This window comes from Petrotoga sp. HWHPT.55.6.3 (genome assembly GCF_002895495.1).
Lineage (GTDB): Bacteria > Thermotogota > Thermotogae > Petrotogales > Petrotogaceae > Petrotoga > Petrotoga mobilis.
The window spans coordinates 1-20,971 of record NZ_AZRJ01000029.1; the positions used below are offsets into that span (position 1 = coordinate 1).

Annotated in this window: 20 protein-coding genes; 2 read left to right on the forward strand and 18 right to left on the reverse strand. The window is 35.1% G+C overall.

Features of this window, described 5'->3' with window-relative positions; genetic code table 11:
- Window positions 1-294 precede the first annotated feature (294 nt).
- Together X926_RS08165 and msrA are read left to right on the forward strand one after the other, a co-directional pair.
- Window positions 295-1,134, forward strand: a complete 840-nt coding sequence (locus X926_RS08165; RefSeq protein ID WP_233186715.1) for a M55 family metallopeptidase — start codon at window positions 295-297, stop codon at window positions 1,132-1,134.
- A 19-nt stretch (window positions 1,135-1,153) separates the two neighbouring features.
- A complete protein-coding gene (gene msrA / locus X926_RS08170; protein ID WP_103065717.1) occupies window positions 1,154-1,675 on the forward strand; it encodes a peptide-methionine (S)-S-oxide reductase MsrA in 522 nt (173 codons plus the stop codon).
- A gap of 32 nt (window positions 1,676-1,707) precedes the next feature.
- Here msrA and X926_RS08175 read toward each other — a convergent pair whose 3' ends face one another.
- From X926_RS08175 to X926_RS08260, 18 genes are all read right to left on the reverse strand, one after another.
- On the reverse strand, window positions 1,708-2,499 hold the full coding sequence (locus X926_RS08175) for an alpha/beta fold hydrolase (RefSeq protein ID WP_103065718.1): 792 nt from the start codon (window positions 2,497-2,499) through the stop codon (window positions 1,708-1,710).
- A 17-nt stretch (window positions 2,500-2,516) separates the two neighbouring features.
- Window positions 2,517-3,647, reverse strand: a complete 1,131-nt coding sequence (locus X926_RS08180; RefSeq protein WP_158245232.1) for a TetR/AcrR family transcriptional regulator — start codon at window positions 3,645-3,647, stop codon at window positions 2,517-2,519.
- A gap of 31 nt (window positions 3,648-3,678) precedes the next feature.
- On the reverse strand, window positions 3,679-5,391 hold the full coding sequence (locus X926_RS08185; RefSeq protein ID WP_103065720.1) for an alpha/beta fold hydrolase: 1,713 nt from the start codon (window positions 5,389-5,391) through the stop codon (window positions 3,679-3,681).
- The gene (locus tag X926_RS08190) at window positions 5,388-6,269 is read right to left on the reverse strand and encodes a branched-chain amino acid ABC transporter permease (protein ID WP_158245233.1); all 882 of its coding nucleotides are present in this window, start codon (window positions 6,267-6,269) and stop codon (window positions 5,388-5,390) included. The genes X926_RS08185 and X926_RS08190 overlap by 4 nt, the downstream gene beginning before the upstream one ends.
- A gap of 16 nt (window positions 6,270-6,285) precedes the next feature.
- A complete protein-coding gene (locus X926_RS08195) occupies window positions 6,286-6,978 on the reverse strand; it encodes an ABC transporter ATP-binding protein (protein ID WP_233186716.1) in 693 nt (230 codons plus the stop codon).
- Window positions 6,971-7,726 carry an ABC transporter ATP-binding protein gene (locus X926_RS08200; protein WP_103065723.1) on the reverse strand — a complete coding sequence of 252 codons (756 nt, stop codon included), beginning with the start codon at window positions 7,724-7,726 and terminating at the stop codon, window positions 6,971-6,973. The genes X926_RS08195 and X926_RS08200 overlap by 8 nt, the downstream gene beginning before the upstream one ends.
- 60 nt (window positions 7,727-7,786) lie before the next feature.
- Window positions 7,787-8,998, reverse strand: a complete 1,212-nt coding sequence (locus X926_RS08205) for an ABC transporter substrate-binding protein (RefSeq protein WP_103065724.1) — start codon at window positions 8,996-8,998, stop codon at window positions 7,787-7,789.
- A 198-nt stretch (window positions 8,999-9,196) separates the two neighbouring features.
- A complete protein-coding gene (locus tag X926_RS08210) occupies window positions 9,197-11,197 on the reverse strand; it encodes a methyl-accepting chemotaxis protein (RefSeq protein WP_103065725.1) in 2,001 nt (666 codons plus the stop codon).
- 34 nt (window positions 11,198-11,231) lie between these two features.
- Window positions 11,232-11,939, reverse strand: a complete 708-nt coding sequence (locus X926_RS08215; protein WP_103065726.1) for an ABC transporter ATP-binding protein — start codon at window positions 11,937-11,939, stop codon at window positions 11,232-11,234.
- Entirely contained in the window at window positions 11,939-12,655 is a 717-nt protein-coding gene (locus X926_RS08220; RefSeq protein ID WP_103065727.1) for an ABC transporter ATP-binding protein, read from the reverse strand. Before X926_RS08220 ends, X926_RS08215 begins: the two co-directional genes overlap by 1 nt.
- A 34-nt stretch (window positions 12,656-12,689) precedes the next feature.
- Entirely contained in the window at window positions 12,690-13,613 is a 924-nt protein-coding gene (locus X926_RS08225; RefSeq protein ID WP_103065728.1) for a branched-chain amino acid ABC transporter permease, read from the reverse strand.
- Complete coding sequence (locus X926_RS08230) at window positions 13,610-14,539, reverse strand: branched-chain amino acid ABC transporter permease (RefSeq protein ID WP_103065733.1); 930 nt, start codon at window positions 14,537-14,539, stop codon at window positions 13,610-13,612. Before X926_RS08230 ends, X926_RS08225 begins: the two co-directional genes overlap by 4 nt.
- Window positions 14,540-14,611: 72 nt before the next feature.
- Window positions 14,612-15,841 carry an ABC transporter substrate-binding protein gene (locus tag X926_RS08235; RefSeq protein WP_012208352.1) on the reverse strand — a complete coding sequence of 410 codons (1,230 nt, stop codon included), beginning with the start codon at window positions 15,839-15,841 and terminating at the stop codon, window positions 14,612-14,614.
- 5 nt (window positions 15,842-15,846) lie between these two features.
- On the reverse strand, window positions 15,847-17,058 hold the full coding sequence (locus X926_RS08240) for an acetyl-CoA C-acetyltransferase (protein ID WP_103065729.1): 1,212 nt from the start codon (window positions 17,056-17,058) through the stop codon (window positions 15,847-15,849).
- A gap of 91 nt (window positions 17,059-17,149) precedes the next feature.
- Window positions 17,150-18,466 (reverse strand): acetyl-CoA hydrolase/transferase family protein, encoded by a 1,317-nt coding sequence (locus tag X926_RS08245; protein WP_103065730.1) that lies wholly within the window; start codon window positions 18,464-18,466, stop codon window positions 17,150-17,152.
- Window positions 18,467-18,561: 95 nt separating this feature from the next.
- Window positions 18,562-19,305 carry a 3-oxoacyl-[acyl-carrier-protein] reductase gene (gene fabG, locus X926_RS08250; RefSeq protein ID WP_012208355.1) on the reverse strand — a complete coding sequence of 248 codons (744 nt, stop codon included), beginning with the start codon at window positions 19,303-19,305 and terminating at the stop codon, window positions 18,562-18,564.
- A 34-nt stretch (window positions 19,306-19,339) separates the two neighbouring features.
- Window positions 19,340-20,341 carry a 3-oxoacyl-ACP synthase gene (locus tag X926_RS08255; protein WP_233186717.1) on the reverse strand — a complete coding sequence of 334 codons (1,002 nt, stop codon included), beginning with the start codon at window positions 20,339-20,341 and terminating at the stop codon, window positions 19,340-19,342.
- A gap of 146 nt (window positions 20,342-20,487) precedes the next feature.
- Window positions 20,488-20,971, reverse strand: a 484-nt coding sequence (locus X926_RS08260) for an alpha/beta fold hydrolase (RefSeq protein WP_146255749.1), incomplete at its 5' end; no start/stop codon positions are given.

A 20,971-nucleotide genomic window follows, 5' to 3' on the forward strand; every position in this document is an offset into this window, starting at 1 on the left:
AATAATCTCTTTCTTCTCTTTTTTACTTGCTTTCAACTATTTTTCTTTCATCCTTTTTGTTACTTCCATTTCTATTGCCTCCATTTTTTCCTTGCCTCCTTCCAAAAGAGTCAAGGATATGATATCATTTCAAAGACATCGAATTATGATCTAACCAATCTTTTTCACGGACATGTAATATTATCTAATGCGCAGAAAAATATAATTTAATGATTTTTTGATATAATTGCATTAATTACAGGGTGGGGAGCGGGGCAAGGGGCGCTATATATAGTTTTATGGGTTCTAAAGACATTGAGAATCATCAATAAGGAGATGATTATTATAAAAATATACATTTCATTTGATTTTGAAGGGCTTGGGGGTATTACCCATTGGAATGATGTCACTAAAAATAACAAAGATTACAAACAAACATATGCTGTTAGGCAATTAAAAGCTTTATTAGAAGAATTAAAAGAACATGAGATCACCTTATCTGATTCTCATGCGGAAGGGAACAACATTCCGTGGGAGATCACAGAAGAATTCCCAAACGTAAAATTAATCAGCGGTGGGATAAGAAAATATTATATGATGACCGGCATAGATGAATCTTTCGATAGGATGATCTTTTTTGGTTACCATGCTGGAGTTGGAGAGAAATACTCTACTATGGATCACACTTATTCAAGTTCTTCTATCCATAATATTCGGATCAATGGAGTAGAAATGAATGAAACATTAATTAATGCCGCATACGGAGGTAGTTTTGGTGTTCCATTGGCAATGGTTGTTGGGGATGATAAACTCAAAAAACAACTGAACCCATATTTTAAGCATTTATACTACGTAGAAACCAAAAGATCTTTAGGCAGATACTCTGCAGAGTTTAAACCAATGAAGAAACTACTAGAAGAAATTAAAAGTACAACTAAAGAAATGATAGATAAAAACAAAGAATATTTTGATGTCTACACATTCAACTCACCCATCGAGATGATTGTTGAATTTTCTGACACTTCGAAAGCTGATATGGTTGAATCTATGCCATTAACAGAAAGAATAGATGGAAGAAAGGTGAAAATAAGCAGCGACAATTATCGTGTGATTTTTGAAGCTCTTTTAGCGATAACTTATATATGTGAAGCATAGAAAATAAGAGGTGATTAAAATGAACGAAATACCAACAGATACAGCAATCTTTGCAGCAGGTTGTTTTTGGGGAGTAGAATACATGTTTAAAAAGATCGCAGGTGTCATCGACGTAGCTAGTGGTTATACAGGTGGTTTTGTTGAAAATCCATCTTATGAACAGGTTTGTAGTGGAAAAACAGGTCATGCAGAATCTGTTTTAATTGTCTACGATCCAAACATAGTAAGCTACGAATCATTAGTCAGATATTTTTTTGAAATTCATGACTTTAGCCAAGAAAATGGACAGGGACCAGACATTGGTGAGCAATATAGAAGTGAAATATTTTACCTAAATGAGGAACAAAAAGCAATCGCAGAAAAAGTAAAAGAAGAGTTAATCAATAGAGGTTTGAAAGTCGTAACCAAGATAACTAAAGCTTCAGAATTTTACAAAGCAGAGGATTATCACCAGAATTATTATGAAAAAACAGGAAAATCCCCTTATTGCCACTTCAGAAGAAGAGTTTTTAAAAATGATTATATCAAATTCTTAGTGTAGAATAAGGGGAATAATCTCAAAATTTAATTGTTTTAATCGTTATTAAAAAAGGCTTCTACTAGTAGACAGAATTCTTCAAATTTTTCAAAAAACAGCGCATGGCCCGTGTTTTCTAAGTTTGCTAGTAAAGAATTTTTTACTTTTTTACTCATTTCTATTATGTGGCTTTTGGGGGTTATAATATCTTCTTCTCCTGAAATGAAAAGAGTTTTAGCTGTGATATTCGATATTTCATTTCTAATATCAAATGTTTCGTTAGACGATGCAAGTCTCACGAAGCCATCAAACCAGTCTTTGGTTAAGGTTTCTTTAAATACCTTCCTTCTATTCATCAACCATTCGTAGTTGTTGTTATAAAATGGTCGAGAATATATATAAGGGAGAGAAATATCAAAAAACTTTTCACCATCGTAAAGTTCTGCCGCTACTTTCCATGCTTGACCTATGGACTTAAGATAGTTATCTATATGGTCGGTTGCATTTGAAAGAACCAGTTTGTCGATCATCTCAGGATACTTCAAAGCAAACAATTCTGCAATTTGTGCCCCGTAGGAAACCCCCATTAAATTTACTTTTTTTAACCCTAAATGGTCAATCAATTTCTTCAAATCCTCGACATGAACTTCTATAGTATAAGGTTTGTCGATAATTCTTGAAGATTTTCCTTGATCTCGAGTATCATACGTAATAACTTGGAATTTTTTTTGCCATCTATCTATATGTGCTTTCCAACTTGAGGTACTCATCATAATGCCGTTTAATATAATTACTGGCCTCCCTTTTCCATAAATTTCATAATAGATACCTGGATCCTCCAAATACATTTATCTCTCACTCCTTTTTAGACACGTATTCCATGTGTAAGATAAATTGATAATTCTTTCAAAACTGATTTTATATCTTTAATTTTGTTTAAGAAAATTCTATCTATCCCTGTATAATGGCTTATCCCCATTAGACTGTTAGCTAACAATTTTTTATCTTCTATTTTTGTTCGTTCAAGATTCTCAACATAACCCTTTTCAAATCTGTCATAATAATCATTTGCTGCCTTTTTTACAATAAATTCAGATTCTCTTACGATTTTATAGTATTCAGAATTACTTTCAAAATATTTTAGAAAGAGATAAATCCCCCTTAACTCGTTTTCTGCCCTGTTTAATTGCTTCTTTTGATTGATAGTAAGGAATCTTCTTGTCTTTTTACCAATTATTTTAACTATCTCCTCTAAAAAAGCTTCTTTACTTTCAAAATAAAGATAAAATGTCCCCACTGAATAACCAGCATTCCTTGTGATATCGTGAATATCTGTTTTATAATATCCTTTTGTACCAAATAAATCTATACCAGAAGATAATAATTTACTTCTGGCGGATTCGCCTTTGAGAATATGGGGGTAAATTACATCTTCTTCATTGAATATCAAAGAATAATTTTTTATTTCATCGTAAAAAATTCCATCGGTAATAATCTTTTTAATTTTGGTTTTGTCATAACTTACCCCATTAAAAATATACCTTATAATGACAAATCTTGCAATTCCTGAAATAAATAATTGTTCCGCCTGACTCGTTTCACGCAGTAAAACTAAAGAAACTCCTTTGCCGTATAAATCTCTCAAGTGTTGTTCGTATTTGGGATATCTATATTGACCCTCTCGATAAATCAAAATATCTTTTTTGTAGTCGCCGACTCCAGATTTAACAATGGTATCTAAAAATTTATCCATCCTGTTTTCAAAACTTTTACCAGAAATTGTAGAAAAACCCTCTTCATAATAAATTACTATTTCGTTTAACAATTTAAGAAATATGTCCTGTTTGTTCTTAAAATACCTGTAAAACACTCCATTCGATAATCCGGCTCTCTTACAGATTTCGACAACGGAAACTGTTTCATACCATTTTTCAGAAAAAAGATCCCGGGCTGCTGTCATTAATTTTATATACGATTTATTTTTGACTTTATCCAACGTTATCTCCTTCATTTTTTAATTTTTTCCTTTATGTAAAACTTTTAAAAATATCTATAAATGCTTTTGGTTCTTCTATTATAACCGAATGTCCAACATCAGGGATGATTTCTAATTTTCCATTTGTACTTTGAACAACTTCATTAGCCATATTTTTAGTTATCAATGTATCTTTTTCCCCAAGAATGAATAAAACTTCTGCCGTACAATTTTTTGAAATCTCTTCATAGTTATAATTTTCCAGAGCCCTTGCATTTTCAGTAAAGCATTTTGGATTCATCAAAAGAGCATCGTTAGTGAGATTATTTAGTAATTTTCTATCTTTTGATGAAGGGACCATTGCCTTTAAAGAATTCTTAAGAAGTGTTCTATTGTTTTTTAGCAAATTTAGAACATAATAATTTTCTTCTGGCGTCTTCAAACCCTTTAAAGAAGGTGAGTCAACAAGTATTAATTTTTCTACTTTTTCTGGATATCTAAAAGCTATTGACATCGCTACAGCTCCACCCAAAGAATGCCCAACTAAAACAACCTTATTCAATCCTAAAAGATCTATAAACTTTTTGATATATTCTGCATAAGTATCTATTTGAATTTCTTTCATCCAATCAGAGTAACCAAAATTTGGCAAATCAGGGGTATAGACCTTAAAACCTTCAATGTTTTTCACTTTGTTAAACCATCTGTGAGAGCCGTAATTACCATGAATCATAACAACGGGTTTGCCTTCACCACTTACTTCATAATATAATTTTACTCCATCAACCTCAATATAATTTCCCTCTTTTTTCTTATTCTTCCAAAATTTTTTTATAATCCACACAACAGGAATTTCAAAATATCTGAAATACAACATTCTCAAACCATAAGAAAGACCACGAGGGAAGAATAAAACAAATATTATAAGCAAACTACCCACTATTATAGTCATAGGAAAATTGCTTCGTGAAAATAAAAAAGGCATACCTGTAATTATAACAGAACCAATCAATCCTCCATTTAATGAAGCAAAACCACCTATAATAACCATCGCCAAAAGATTCAACGAGACGTTCAAACCAAAATCTGCAGGAGATATATATCCTAGTGTATGGGCATATAAAAAGCCTGCTATTCCACTGTATATAGAGCTGATAATAAAGGCTTGTAATTTTGATTTAGCAATTTTCACCCCGAACGCTCTGGCAGCCAATTCACTGTCTCGTACCATATTGAATCTCTTTCCTGTAGGAGATTTTACTATTAAACTTGTTATATAGACCAAAAAACTGTAAAAAAACAAATTCAACAAATAGGTATTAAAATCAGAACCAAAAAAAGCAGGGATATTCCTCATTCCGGTCCTTCCGCCAAATATATCCATTGAGGCAATTATCTCTTGTACCGCTATCCCAAATGCCATAGTTGCTATAGCTAAATAAAAACCTTTCAGTCTCATGGCTGGTAACGCTATTAAAATACCAAACAAAGCAGAAAAAAGAATAACGAAAATTAAGTTTAGAAATATTGGCATATTTAAACTCATCGTAAAAAAAGCACTTGTATACGCTCCAATAGCCATGAAAGCAGCATGTCCGATAGAGATCTGACCTGTGTACCCAAATATTACATTTAAACCTAAAGCTGCGATTGCAAAGATTATTATATTAGAAAACACTAACAATAAAAACGATTTGGAAATAAATACTAGACCTAGGAGAGAACCAATTATTAACGTGTATAATGCTGTTTTCACTTTTCTCACACTCTCCCTTCAAAATCTTTCCCAAATAAACCAGAAGGTTTAAATAATAAAACTAATATTATCAATATAAGAATAATAGATAATTGATAATCGGGGGATATATAAACCCCAACTAACTTTTCTAGTACCCCTAAAATTAGCCCACCTATAATAACACCAAAAAGATTCGAAAACCCTCCAAGAACACCTGCTGTAATACCATACAATTGCATATTTATCAACATGCTGGGGTGTATGTAAGTTTTTGGAGCTGTGAGAATCCCTACCAAACTAACAGTAGCTATCCCAATACTCCAAACAATGGCATCCACACGGTTAATATCTATCCCACTTACTAGTGAACCCACCTCCTCTTGAGACCGGGCTCTAATAGCTATACCTAATTTAGTATACTTTAAAAACAAAGCTAAAAGCAACATTACAGCAATAGAAATTATGGTAATCACAACATCGTTTGCAGGCATAACTAGCACCCCATTTTCCAAAAGTAGGATAAAAGGCTTGCCTGAAAACAGTTCTGGATAAGAAAAGTAATCCGTTCCCCAAATCAACATGACCAAACCTTCAATTACCATCAATAACCCTAATGTAACCATAAGCATCGCGCCATGAGACAAATGCTTCAAAGGTCTCATTAAAAATCGTTCAACAACCATACCAATAAGAAATCCTGAAAAAACTGCTGAAATTAAAGATAAAATAATATTACCACTCATCAAATAAATAGTAAGCCCTATATAACTTCCCAACATACCTGAATTTCCATGAGCAAAGTTTAGAACCCCGGTGGTCCGAAAAATCAAAGCTATTCCAAAGGCGGTGAGCCCGTATAATGCTCCTTGTGGAATCCCCGAAATTATGCTTTGGAGTATTTGCAATTCTACCTCTCCTTTCTTATTTCCCCAAATATGACTTTTTTAACCTCTCATCATTCAACATTTCCTTGGATACTCCTTGATGTGCAACATTACCATTTTCTAATATATAGGTTCTATCACTTATTTTTAGTGATTTTATTGCGTTTTGTTCCACGAGCAAAATTGGAATATTAGTTTCTTTTAAAGTTTTTAATACACTGTATATTTCATCAATTATTATCGGTGCCAATCCCAAGGAAGGCTCATCTAACATCAACAACTTTGGAGAAGCCATAAGCGCCCTGCCTAACGCCAACATCTGTTGTTCTCCTCCAGATAACGAACCTGCTTTCTGCTTCCTTCTCTCTTTTAAAACAGGGAAAAGATCGTAAACATATCCAGAATTTTTTGAATAATCTCCCCTTAAGTACGTTCCCATTTTCAAATTTTCTTCGACTGTTAAACTTGAAAAGATTCTTCTATTTTCAGGACATAACACAATCCCTTTTTTTACCATATGAACAGTACTTTTATTACTTACATCTTCACCTTCAAAAATTACTTTACCTTTAGATTTAACTATATTCAAAACTCCAAAAAGTGTTGAAGTTTTACCAGCTCCATTGGAGCCCAAAATGGTAACAATTTCACCCTTATTCACAGAAAAAGAAATTTTTTTTACCGCCTTTACATGACCATAATTAACTTCCAAATTTTCAACTTCAAGCATTTTCATCTTCCCCCAAGTACACCTTTATAACTTCTTCGTTATTTGTCACTTCTTCGGGAGTTCCTTCAGCAATTTTCTTCCCAAAATTCATAACGGTTACTAAATCAGAAACATTCATTACAACATTCATGTCATGTTCCACCAACAATATCGTCTTTCCTCTTTTATTGACCATTTGTATAATATTTTTTATTTCCTCTGTTTCATAATAATTTAAACCCGCTGCAGGTTCATCCAATAAGAGAAGATCTGGATCAGAAATAACTGCTCTGGCCATTTCAACCCTTTTTAGTAACCCGTAAGTGAGCCCAGAAGGATAAGAAGCGAGCCTATTTTTTATGTCAAACATCTCAGCTACTTCTAAAACCTTATCTCTTGCTTCTTTATCAAAATTCGTTTTTGATTTAGAAAACACAGAGAAAAGGGAGTCATTATATTTGTGTATTAATCCACTATAGATGTTTTCAAAAACGTTCATAGCCTGAAAAAGTTGTAAATTCTGAAAAGTTCTCGATATACCTGTATATATTATGTCATGGGTATTTAATCTTAAAAGAGATTCCCCTTTAAATAAAATATCTCCCTTTTGGAGATTCACTATTCTGGTAATTGTATTGAACAAAGTTGTTTTACCAGCTCCATTAGGTCCTATAAGTGCATGAATCTTTCCTTGCATTAATTTCATAGAAAAATCGTTAACTGCCTTTAAACCGCCAAAAGCTACCGTAACGTTTTTGACTTCAAGCATTCTTTCACCTCAAATTTGTGTTTATAGGTTATAAGGGGGGAACCCCCCCCTTATAATCATTTATAAAACTTCTAACAACGATTCAACAGAATAATGTATCCAACTTGAAGCAAAGTCCCAAACTAATCCTTCTTCGGTTAAAACAGATTTTAGAACATACATAGAAGTCATTCCCATTCGAGAATCAAAGCCTGCGGAAACCGGCTTATAACTCAAACCATGATTTTCGTCACCAAGGGTGATATAATTTCCTTTCCAATTGTCTAAAGTTTCCAAAGCGGAAACTAAACTTTCTCTAGTCAGATCAGGACCTGCTCTTTTAACCCCTTCAACGAAAACTTCTGCAGCTATCATACCAGCGATAGAATAGGCGTTAGGAATACCTTCGTAGTATTCTTGCCATATTTTTATCGCAGGTTCTTCTGGATTTGTAAAGTCTACAGCAACCCAAGCCATTACCTCAACACCGTCTCCTGCTTCTTGAGCTAATTGTAGATAACTCACATCGGCGTTTGAATACGTCAAAAGATACCTTTGATCGATCATTCCAAATTGTTTGGCTTGGCGCACAAAACCAACAGATTGGGGAAGGAACAACATAACAGCTACGGCATCAGGTTCAACAGATAACAAACGTGTTACTTCAGATGTGAAGTCACTTTTCAAAGGGTCCACCGCTATGTTTGCAACGGGCTCCATCCCCAAGGCTTTTAATGTACCTACCGCTGATTCACTGAACTCTTGACCATCTTCTGCATTCCTATAAACGATTGCTATTCTTTCATGGCCCTTTTCTACCAAATAATTCATTACTATGTTCCCTTCTACTATGTAATTCGGTTGAACCGGGAAAATATACTCTCTGGGTGGAAGACTGAACTCTATAGAACCCCCACCTTGATAAACAAAGGGAACCTCGTTATCATTCAGATAACCTTGTACTGCTAAAATACCTGGAGTTCCTAGTCCTCCAACGATGGAAAAAACTCCATCTTGCTCAACCATTCTTCTAACTTCTACAACCGTTCTAGCAGGGTTGAACTGATCATCAGCTATTATTAACTCAATCTGTCTTTCGTAGATACCACCGTTGTCGTTGATGTAATTAAAATAAGCTTGCATACCTTGCGCCATCGGTCTTCCTATAGGTGCAACAGGACCCGACATAGCTTGAAAAGTACCTACTAAGATCTTATCATCAGTTACCCCTACTTCCGAAAAACCTGAAACTAACAGCAAAACCACAAAAAACATACCAATAAATCTTTTCACCTTTCTCACCTCTCTTAATAAAGTTAAATTTCATAAAAACCACACTTTCTTAGCTATACCCTAATCTTTTTAACCACATTTTGAAACTTTTTAACTTTTCTTTTAGTATCTTGGGCTATCATTAATTCCTCATCAGTTTTTACTATTAAAATCTCCACTCATACCTGTTCGTTATTTTCTCCCACACCCACTGTGAATTTATATCTTAAAACTTCCAACTAATCCTTTCAACTCTGTGGCTAGCTCACTCAACTCTTTCGCTTCTTCGTTTATTCCTATCCCTTGTTTTACTTGTTCGTCTATCACACTCCTTGACCTTTCTAATTGTTCACTTATTTCTGTTACCGCTTTCGCTACCCTGTCCATCGCTGTGCTCATCTCTTGCGCACTTGCACTTTGTTCTTGCGCACTTGCCGTCATGTTTTCTATCCCTTGGTCCATCCTTTCTATCCTTTCTTTTATCCGATTGAAACTTTTCTGTACATTCTCCATCTTTTCGTTTATTTCTCCTATCGTTCCTACTACTTTGTTCGTCGATTCGTTCACTTTGTTCGTACCTTGCGTTATGTTGGTTAGTATTTCTGATATTTCATCCGTTGCATTCCTTGATTCTTCTGCTAACTTCCTTATCTCATCCGCTACAACTGCAAATCCTCTTCCAGCTTCTCCTGCCCTTGCCGCTTCTATCGCTGCGTTTAGTGCCAACAGGTTCGTTTGTTCCGTTATCGAGTTTATCGTTTCTACTATACTTTGTACGTTCTTGGCGTTGCTTGCGAGTGTTTCTACTTCTTTTTGACTTTCTTTTGTCCTTTCTACCGCTTCTTTCACCGCTTGACTTATACTTTCTATCGTTTTGCTTCCTTCTTCTGCAGCTTTACTCGTTTCATCTGCTTCTTCACTTAGCCTTTGTGCGTCTTGGGATACACCTTGTGCTGCCCTTGCTACTTCGTCTACCCCTGAGGTCACTTCTTCTACGTTTCCTGCCGTTTCTTCTGTATTTGTTTGTATCTTGTCCATCTGGTTTTTGAGTTCTTCTGAGTTCTTCCTGCTTTCTTGTGATGATCGTGTTAGACTTTCTGATGCGTTTTCTACTTTGTCTGATGCCTGCCTTATTGATCCCATGGATTTTCTCAGTTCTTCACTCATTTCTGATAGAGCGTTAGCCATCTGCCCTATCTCGTCTTTGCTTTTACTTTCAAAGTTAACCGTTAGGTCTCCTTCTTTGAATTGGTTTATCTTGTTTTTGAAGTCTAACAGTGGTTTCGTTATACTCCTTATTAGATAGATGACCATGATTATCGATACTACAAAGGCTACTACGGTTAGGATGGCTGTCAAGGTTATTGCTTGATTGTTTTCTTCTATGAGTGTTGGACCTAACGTGTCTTGTTGGACCTTTAATTCATTTCTTTGTTCTTCTAACAGGTTCAGTATCTCAACCCTTGCTTGTTCCATCTGCCCGATTATAGGCTCCTGGGATTCTATCGTTGTGACTATTTGATCGAAGGTGTTTTCAAATGAAGCAACTATATCGGTTAGTTCTGAAAAAGCATCATTTAATTCCTGATCTATTATGCTATATCCTAAAGTAGAAAGTTGCAAGTCTAAATTTTCAAACTCTTTAATTACATTGTTCTTATCTCCCTCCGATAAACTTGAGAAATATTGTGTAGACAAATCAATAATTGTGTTCTTGTACTGCAAAATTCTTTGTGAATATATAGGCAAAGAGGAAGACCCACCAACTTTTTGTGATAATTCTATAAAACCATTCATATTATTCTCTAATTCAGATCCCAGATTTAAAAATTTATCTATAAGGGCATCCTTTTCTTGGTTTAAACTAACTAATTTATTGAAAAGGGATTCGTAATTAGTCAAATTTGATTGTAATTCCTCTAAATTATACGTTGAAAGATTAGATAAATCGTCTTTGACACTTTCTATATAACTTAAAAACTCACTGGCCTTCTGTTCTTCAAAACTATTAGTGTAATCTTTTAAGCTAATTGTAGCTTGAAAAAAGTTGAATTCAGCTTGAGAGAAAGAATTAACGTGATCGGCCATAAGTTTATATTCTTCTAAAGCGTTGTTAGAATTGATTAAAGAATATATGTTGTATGAAATAGATAAACTAAACAAAAGAAAAGTAGTGATTATGATCAACGTTATTTTACTTCCAATACTTTTAAAAGACATCTCTATCCCTTCTTAAACTATTATTTTTAAGTATTTACACCCCAAGATAAGATTTTTGAATGTGCGGACTGTTAGCAAGATTCTGTCCAACATCTTCCATAACAATTTTCCCGTTTTCTAGTACGTAACCTCTATCAATAACTTTTAGTCCTTGTTTTACGTTCTGCTCTGCCAACATTATCGATACCCCAGATTTCTTAATCTCTATTAATTTTTGAAACAATTCTATAACGAGTGAAGGCTGTAACCCCAATGAAGGCTCATCAAGTATTAGCAATTTTGGATTTGCCATTAATGCTCTTCCGATAGCCAACATCCTTTGTTGACCGCCACTCATAGTGCCAGCTAACTGATGAATTCTTTCTTTTAATATTGGAAAAATTTCAAAAACAAAATCCAAATTTTCGCTTATTTTATTCCTTGCATTTGGCACATAGGCTGCTCCCAATTTTAAATTTTCTTCCACGGTCATAAAAGGAAATAATTCTCTTTCCTGGGGAACCAAAGAAATCCCTTTTCTTATTATTTCATGAGTTTTAAATCCAATTAATGAATTCCCCTCAAAAATGAGCTCTCCTTTTTCTGGTTTTATTAAGCCAACGATTGAACTGATTAAGGTAGTTTTACCAGCTCCATTGGGTCCAAAAATGCCTACAGCTTCATTGTTATAAATTGACATCGTTAAATCCCAGATTACCTGTATTCTTCCATATTTTAAATCCAAATTTTTGATTTCAAGCATCAGTCTTCCTCCCCTAAGTAAGCAGATATAACTTTAGGATCTTTTGAAACTTCCTGATAGACCCCTTGTGCTATAATTTTTCCAGATTCTAAAACTATCACTCTGTCTGTTAACTCTTTTATTACTCCCATTACATGTTCTATTACGGCTATCGCTATTCCACTTTCTCTAAGCCTTTTTACTAAGTCGATCATTTGCCAAGTTTCATCAGAATTTAACCCAGCCATTACTTCATCCAAAAATAGAACTTTTGGTTTGGAAGCTAAAGCCCGTCCTATTTCCACTTTTTTTAAGTCAAGAACAGTCAATTTATCTATAGGTTGGTTCTTATTTTCCAATTCTAAAAGATCACATATTTCATCTGCGGTTTTCCTTGCGCCTTTTAAGTTCTCTCCAGCTGCAAACAACGCACCAATCATGATATTTTCTAAGCCTGTAAACCCTTGCAACGGCCTTACAACTTGAAAAGTTCTAGAGAGCCCTATTCTGCTCCGAATATTAGGTGGATATTTTTCAATGTTCTGATTGTCAAATGTGATCTCACCTTCAGTTGGATAATACATGCCAGCTATCAAATTGACCAAGGTGGTTTTCCCCGCACCATTCGGCCCAATAATACCTAATATTTCCTTTTCTTCTATATCCATTGTGACACCATTTACAGCTACTAATCCTCCAAATTTTTTTACTAATTTTTTTGTAGTTACTATTTGCATAATGTTCTCCTCCATAGTATATATTAAAAATTAACTACTTACCAGATTGTATTTTGTTTTTTAAAGATCCAAATATTCCCTTTGGTAAGAATAATATTATAAGAATGATGATTATTCCATAAATTATTTGATGACCATATGGCATAATTAATTTTAAATATTCAGATGCAAACCCTAAAACACCTGCTCCGATGATTGGACCCCAAGTAGAATATATTCCTCCTACAAGTGCCATTGCCATAGGTAGTAAGAGAAAATCTAAAGAAAAGGTTGTTTCAGGAGAGACGAAACCGTATTGTTGAGAGTATACAGCTCCAGTTACGCCTTGAATAGCTGTGGTTATAATAAAGACAATTATCAGATATTTAAAAATATTGATACCAGTAGATTTAGCCACAACTTCATCTGTCCTTATTGAGTTGATGGCAAAATGAACCCTTGTTCGACTAAAAACTTCAGAAATTAAAATTGTAGATAGAGCTAAAGCCAATATCAACCAATATATTTTTGAAGAATCTCCCTGAAATATTATATTAGGTATAACCTTCCCACTTGCTCCACCGGTTAAACGGGGAGTATTCCTGATAATAACGGAAAAAACCGTTGTCAAGGCCAAAGTAGTGATTGCAAAATAAATTCCTCTCAATTTAAGAACGACAAATCCTAATGCCAAAGCTATCAGCGCCATAAAACCCCCTGCAAGAAATATACTAATTAAAGGGTTAATTCCAAAATTCGCAAAGGAAACTATCGATACATAAGCACCTACCCCAAAAAAACCTGCTACTCCAAAGGATAATTGACCCGTTCTCAACATCATATCCCAGCTCAAAGATAACGTCATATATATTAAAATAGTCATAACTACCTGAAGAAAATACGCTCCAGTATAGAAAGGCAAAAATATTAATAATCCTGTTGCTATAACCGCTATTAAAGGAGTTAAGATTTTTTTCATGACTCTGACCCCCTGTATGCTCTAATTAATATTACGATAATTAATACTCCAAAAAAAACCAAATCCGACCAGCCGCTGTATCCAGGAATCGATTGAACAACAGCTTCAACTACCCCTAAAGTGATTCCACCAATTAAAATACCGTTTAAATTACCCAAACCTGCCATAGCTGCTAAAGCAAAGGACTTTAAAGTATATGCATTTCCTGACAAGGGGAATATGGATGTCCTTGGCAACATTATCCCTGCAGCAATTCCTAGAATTCCAAAAGCAATAGCAAAAACGATAAGATATACTTTGTTGGTATCTATACCTACAATTTCAGCTCCTTTTGGATTTTGTCCAACCGCTCTGGTTGCTTGACCTAAAAGAGTCTTTTTCAAAAAAAGTTGAAGAAAGATAAGTACTCCAATTGCCACTATTGGATATAGAAATTCATAAATGCCAATAGAGAAATTTGATATTGTTATGGATGAAGAAGCATAAGGAGTATAAATATTTCTTGGGCGAGTAGTCCAAATTATTTTTATAAGCTCTATAACTACCATAGAAATCCCAAATGTTAACAACAGTTGGTTCAGTTCCCCTGCTTTTAACACGTATCTTATTGAAATCTGATAAATCCCTATTGCTAATAAAAACATTAAAATAAATAATGGAAACACTGAAATAAGTGGGTCTAACCCTAATTGAGTGAAAAAAATATACCCTATGTATAAACCTAAAGTCAAAAAATCCCCATGAGCTAAGTTTAATATTCCAACGATTCCTAATATCAAAGCCAAAGGTAAACCAATTAAAGAATATAAACCACCGCGTTGAAGACCATAGATCAAAGGTATGGGTTTCCAAATAGCAATAATTACAAGGAAAACAAGAAACATTAAAAATGTTTTATTAAGTCGAAAATGCAGAGAATTCAACATAATCACCACCGTTTTTTTAATGAAAGGGGGAGGAATATCTTCCAACCCCCATATTTCAAAAATTTACTTTTACTATTTACCAAATGTGAAAGGATAAGCCATCGTTGCCGTTGCAAGATCTATAGGCCAAATAACTTCTTGTCTACCATTTTGCCATTGTAAAATTTTTTGATACTTGAATCCTTGATTTGGTATTATTCTGCTTGGTTCAATTTTCAACACTTCACCCAACGGCGATTCATATTCAATAGTTCTCAATGCAGAAATTATAGCTTCTTTATCCATGGTTCCTGCTTTTTTTATACCTTCAACCAAAAAATAAATATTAGTATATCCAAGGGGAGCAAAGTATGTTACCGGTTCTTCATCCCACATTTCAACGTAAGCATCATAAAAATGTTTAGCTACTGGACTTACATCATTTAAAGTTGGAGCCCACATCCCATAAAGAATAACATTCTCTGCTAAAGGATTTTTCCCAAAGTCCGCTGGCCAACCTGGAGGAGCTCCTACTAACAAGTCAGGTGTGAAATCCACTTCTTTTGCCTGGGCTACAATTGGTATAGCATCAGCGTCGTATCCCGCCCAAACAAAAAGGTCCGGATCAAAAGCCTTTGCTTGATTTAACATAGCTCTATAATCTCCCCCTCCTAGGGCGGCACTCTTGAATGAAGCTCCAGCAAATTCTTCCATTATTCCTTGCCATGGACCTTCTCCTTTTTTTGCTAACTCATAAAGATCTAAATAAGCTGTATATGAGTCCGTGCCGAAGGCTCCTTCTTCATACGCCAAAAAGATTTTTTTAATATCAACATTTGGATATGCCTGAACTATTTCTCTCCAACCTATCCCATAACCTTCGCCTTGTTGATAATCCCATGGGTGAAGATGGAAGTACCAGTCTGCATCTGGACCCATCGCTATTTCAATTTGATGGGAAGCTCCACCTGCCCAAACAGTTATTTTTTGGTATTTTTTAAGAATAGGCACTTGTGCTAAATGTACACCACTAGACATTCCACCAACAAAAAAATCTACTTTTTCAACGGTTGCTAATCTCTCGATCGCTGCAGCCCCTTTTGCTGGATTCATTTCATCATCTATAACTATAAGTTCCAGCGGTCTTCCCAAAACCCCACCGGCGTCGTTAATCTCTTTAACTGCTAACCTCATCGCCTTTGTACTTTGGTTGCCAGTTATATCTCCTAAAGGATTTACAGCGCCGATTTTAATAGGATCTACTGCCATCGCCAAAGAAAACATGACAACCAAAAAAAGAACCAATCCTATGTTTCTTTTCACCTTTCTCACCTCCATATATTTTTTACCACTAAAGCCGTCCCCATTCCTCCACCAATGCAAAGTGATGCCAGACCAAATTCGCTATTTCTCTTTTTCATCTCGTAAAGAAGTGTAACAACTATCCTATTTCCCGATGCTCCAATAGGATGTCCTAAAGCAATTGCACCACCATTCACATTGGTTCTTTCAAGAAACCAGTTTTTAGATTTCCCATAAATATCTCCTAATTCTGTTATCACCCCCAAAGACTGGGCAGCAAAAGCTTCGTTTAGTTCAATTAATTCCATATCTGTTATATCCATTTTGATCTTTTCTAAAAGGCCCTTTACAGCTGGAACTGGACCTAAACCCATGTATGCTGGGTCTACAGCGGCCTGATTGTAACCAACTAATTCTGCTATTGGTTTTAATCCGTATTTTTCAACAGCCCTTTCTGAGGCTAATAAGACAGCACTGGCACCGTCGTTTATTCCCGAAGCATTTCCAGCTGTTACGGTTCCCTCTTTTACAAATGCAGGTTTAAGACTGGCTAACTTTTCTTTCGTTGTATCAAATCTTGGATGTTCGTCTTGGTCAAAAAGAACTGTTTCTTTTTTTCTTTTTACTTCGATTGGTATTATTTCATCTTTAAATTTCCCTGATTCCATAGCTTCTTTAGCTCTCATTTGACTCGTATATGCAAAATCGTCTTGCTCTTCACGAGAAATATTGTGTTTTTTTGCGATGTTTTCTGCAGTTACCCCCATATGATAGTTATTAAAAACATCGGTGAGCCCGTCTAGTATCATATGATCTTGAACTTCAAATGATCCAAATTTGTTTCCAAATCTACTTGTGGATGGCAAAAGATAAGGAGCTGTTGACATACTCTCCATTCCTGCCGCCACAACTAGGTCGGCGTCACCTGTTTTAATATCCGTAGCACCAATCATTATACTTTTCATGCCGCTTCCACATAACATATTAACAGCGTAGCCAGGCTTGTCTTCTGGAATCCCTGCATATATGGAGACTTGTCTTCCTGGGCCCATGCCTTGGCCTGCCATCAAAACATTTCCAACAATGACTTCATCAACATTTTCAGAATTTACTTGAGCTTCTTGTAGCACTTTTTTCACAACTTCAGCTCCCAATTTGGTTGCAGGTATATCTTTTAGGGTTCCACCAAAAGTACCGATGGCCGTCCTTTTTGCGGATATTATATAAACTTTACTCATTGTTTCTACCTCCCATATAGTCTTATCACTGTTTAGGTCCAACACCTTGCAGCAGCCTGTTTAGATTAAATGTGGTCCACAAGTCAAAGCTCTATATTAACCCCATCTTTATAGCTTCTTGTTCTAATTCTTTTCTAAAGTCTGGATGAGATATTGATATTAACTTCTTAGCCCTTTCACCTACACTTCTACCCCTCAAGTGAGCTACTCCCCATTCTGTTACCACATAATCCAAATCCTGTCTTGGGACGGTAATTGGAGCTCCTTGTGGAAGTAGGGGGACTATCGTTGAAATGGTGCCTTTTTTTGCTGTGGATCGTAGGGCGATGATACCTTTCCCATTTTTACTTTTTATAGCCCCTCGATGTGTGTCCAATTGGCCCCCTGTTCCAGAAAACTGTTTGGTCCCTATTGCTTCTGAAACAACTTGTCCAGTTAAATCTACTGAAATTGCTGTGTTTAAACTTACCATATTGTCATTTTGACAGACTACGTAAGGATCATTGACAAATCTCCCTCTGAGCTCAAGAATACCAGGATTATCGTCGATAAATTCATACATTCTCTTTGTCCCTAAGGCAAAAGCTATTACAAATTTCCCCTTCCAAAGGGTCTTCTTCATATTTGTTATTACACCTTTTTCAAAAAGATCTATCATTGATTCTGTAAGCATTTCAGTGTGAATTCCTAAATCTTTTTTTGTCTCAAGCAATTTTGCTACCGCGTTAGGTATTCCACCGATACCTATCTGCAAGGTTGAGCCGTCTTTTATGATATCTGCTATGTACTGAGCAATCTTTTTTTCTTCTTCTTTAGGTTCTGAAATAGGTATTTCAGGGATCTCCCAATTAGACTCAACAACAACATTTACATTGTTTATATGCCATTCAGTGTCCCCGTGCACATATGGCATTTTTTCATTGACCTCCATTACAACTATATCAGCATTTTCTGCTAAATCTTTTTCATACACATTAGAGATACCTAAATTAAAGTATCCAGTTTTTTCTCTCATAGGAGTGGAAGTTCCCCAAAACACCAAGGTATTTCCTTCCTCTTTTTCAGCCATAACTTTATCTAACCCTGCCATGTGAAGATTATTGGGTATATAATCCAATATTTTTAATTTATCTTCATGTTTAGATTTTCTCGTAGGATCAGAATAGAACCATGTATGTAATTCGAAAGTTCCTTCATATTCTTTGTTCAAAAAGAACTCATAATATCCCGTATCTAAACAAGTTATCACTTTTATTTTTTCAAAATGATCTTTAAATTTATGAATACTTTTCAAAAAACCTTGGGCTTCAGCTGCAGCCATACTCACAACCACCGAAACTCTTTTCGGTAGGTTTAATATTGCATCGTCAATTGACATTAATTTTTGTTTATATTTTTCTTTCCACATTCTGAAAGTACCTCCTAAATCGTAAATTTTATACTATCGGACTCTACACTATATCCCTTTTAAAAATAAATTTATGTCTCTAATATTTATAAAGATTAAAGAACTGTTCCCCCGTTTACATCCAAAATGTGACCAGTTACATAAGAAGCCTCTTCAGAAGCTAAAAATAATACTGCATTCGCCACTTCTTCTGGTTCTCCCATTCTCCCTAAAGTTATTTTTGATTTTATGCTTTCTAATACCTTCTCTGGAATTTTTTCTGTCATTGGAGTTTTAATGAATCCAGGAGCAACCGCGTTAACTCTAATATTTGCCCCTTTCCTTGCAAATTCCTTAGCCCAAGTATATGTCATTGATATAACTCCACCTTTTGAAGCTGCATAGTTAGTTTGACCAACATTCCCTCTTTCACCCACGATTGAAGATATATTCACTATACTTCCTTTTCCATTTTCTAACATAAGATTTGAAACAAATTGTGTCATATTGAAAACACCTTTCAAATTTACTCCAATGACCTTATCCCAATCTTCTTCTTGCATCTTACCTATCAAAGCGTCCTTCGTTATACCAGCATTGTTAACAAGTACATCGATTCTTCCAAACTCTTCTTTTACTTTTCTCACAAATTCTTCTATAGCAGGCCTATCGGTTACATCCAACAGATAACCTCTCACATTTTCTCCTAATTGATTCTGTAACTGAGAAAGAATTTCTTGGTTCATGTCTAAAGCAAAAACAATCTTTGCTCCTTCTTCGGCAAACTTCTTAACGATACTTTCCCCTATGCCTCTGCCTCCACCTGTAACTACACAAACTTTGTCTTTCATTCTATCCATTAATATTCCTCCTCACTTAAGTGATATTTTCTATTTAACCCCACTTTACGGTGGTTGCAGCCCAAACAAAACCTATACCTGCTCCCACCATAACAACGACGTCTCCAGGGTTGAGTTTTCCTTCCTTTAGAGCCAACTTCATAGAAAGCACCTGATCGTTTTGTCCAAGATGACCGTAATTTTCCAGATAAGTTGTTTGTTCTTCCTTCAAGCCTAATTCTTCCAAAACAGCCTTATGAGCAGATCTCTTAAAGTGAAGAATGGCTAAGTATCCGATATCTTTTTCACTATAACCGGATTTTTTTAAAGAATCTCTGATTACTCCATAAAAGTTAGGCATGGTTTTTTCACTCAAATTTGCTTTAAATTTTTCGGAATCTCTTACTGTAAAGTAATACTTATTAGCATCTTCTGGTTTCATAGGCCATTTCTTAGTTCCTCCTACTTCTATTACACATTGCTCTGAAAAAGAGCCATCTCCCCTAAAAGCGGATGATAAAATCAAATTCTTATTTAAATTTTTCCTTAATATTAAAGCTGCCCCTCCAGCCCCAATATCGAACATAAAAGAGGTTTCTGGAACTTCATAATTGATGAGATCACCATTTCTGTAACCACTTACAAGTAATACCGTGTTCAAATTATCATTATTCATCATAAGGGATTTTGCTGTCTCCATTCCTACCATCATCGATCCACACATTGCCTCCATATCAAAACCCCATGCACGAGTGGCTCCAATCTCATGAGCAACTTTTAAGCTGGCAAGCCAGCATGGATAATCTTTGTGTTGGCCACCATTCCATATGACTAAATCTATATCTTTTGGATCTATACCTGCGTCTTTGATAGCTTCCTTAGCCGCTTGAATACCCATATAACTCGTTGTATCCTCAGGACCAGGGATGGGTTTTTTTAAAATACCAAATTTTTCTTCTATCACCCATTGCGGAATATTCGTTCTCTTGGCTATCTCTTCAGCATAAATGTAATTATCAGGTATGTAAACCCCTAACCCCATTATTCCTACATTCATTCCATTTCCTCCTTTAAAATCTAACATTCAGTACCTTTAGAAACTCCAAACTTTCTTTAACTCTCTGTTACTTTTTTTAAGATCAAAATATTATTTGCCAAATTATTTTATTTACAAGTCTCAAAATATAACATATGAATCAGTTCTCACACAATTAAAAATTTTTTCACAACTTTTATCAATTGATCTAGATCATCTACTAACGGAGAGTGACCACAATTTTTTAGATAAATTAGTTTGGCGTTTTCTCCTATATCGTGTTGTATATCAAGAGCCATTTGTTCTGGAACCACTAAATCATTCTCTCCCCACAATATCAAAGTAGGGCATTTTATATTTTTGGCTCTACCATCACCTTGCTTTATCCCATTATAATCGTCACTTATATTAAAAGTTGCCAAGGCATAATCTACATCAACCAAATTCCTCTGAGTTAACATATCATCCAAATATTCTTCGTATTTTTGAGGTTCTGGCTTATGATGTGTGTATATAGTTGCTTCCCAAACTACTTTAAGAAAATTTTTGTCTTTATTGCTATATGCACTTAAAATGGGAATTACCTGAACAGGATCTTGAGCTATTTCTTCTTTAGTTTTCAAAAATTCACCTTTTCCTGAGTTTGACAGT

Excerpts from the sequence above, each read along its gene's own strand:
- X926_RS08210 (WP_103065725.1), bottom strand. The coding sequence starts at position 11,197 with ATGTCTTTTAAAAGTATTGGAAGTAAAATAACGTTGATCATAATCACT.
- fabG (WP_012208355.1), bottom strand. The coding sequence starts at position 19,305 with ATGGATAGAATGAAAGACAAAGTTTGTGTAGTTACAGGTGGAGGCAGA.
- X926_RS08240 (WP_103065729.1), bottom strand. The coding sequence starts at position 17,058 with ATGAGTAAAGTTTATATAATATCCGCAAAAAGGACGGCCATCGGTACT.
- X926_RS08255 (WP_233186717.1), bottom strand. The coding sequence starts at position 20,341 with ATGAATGTAGGAATAATGGGGTTAGGGGTTTACATACCTGATAATTAC.
- X926_RS08215 (WP_103065726.1), bottom strand. The coding sequence starts at position 11,939 with ATGCTTGAAATCAAAAATTTGGATTTAAAATATGGAAGAATACAGGTA.
- X926_RS08230 (WP_103065733.1), bottom strand. The coding sequence starts at position 14,539 with ATGTTGAATTCTCTGCATTTTCGACTTAATAAAACATTTTTAATGTTT.
- X926_RS08220 (WP_103065727.1), bottom strand. The coding sequence starts at position 12,655 with ATGCAAATAGTAACTACAAAAAAATTAGTAAAAAAATTTGGAGGATTA.
- X926_RS08175 (WP_103065718.1), bottom strand. The coding sequence starts at position 2,499 with ATGTATTTGGAGGATCCAGGTATCTATTATGAAATTTATGGAAAAGGG.
- msrA (WP_103065717.1), top strand. The coding sequence starts at position 1,154 with ATGAACGAAATACCAACAGATACAGCAATCTTTGCAGCAGGTTGTTTT.
- X926_RS08195 (WP_233186716.1), bottom strand. The coding sequence starts at position 6,978 with ATGCTTGAAGTTGAAAATTTGGAAGTTAATTATGGTCATGTAAAGGCG.
- X926_RS08225 (WP_103065728.1), bottom strand. The coding sequence starts at position 13,613 with ATGAAAAAAATCTTAACTCCTTTAATAGCGGTTATAGCAACAGGATTA.
- X926_RS08245 (WP_103065730.1), bottom strand. The coding sequence starts at position 18,466 with ATGTGGAAAGAAAAATATAAACAAAAATTAATGTCAATTGACGATGCA.
- X926_RS08200 (WP_103065723.1), bottom strand. The coding sequence starts at position 7,726 with ATGCTTGAAGTCAAAAACGTTACGGTAGCTTTTGGCGGTTTAAAGGCA.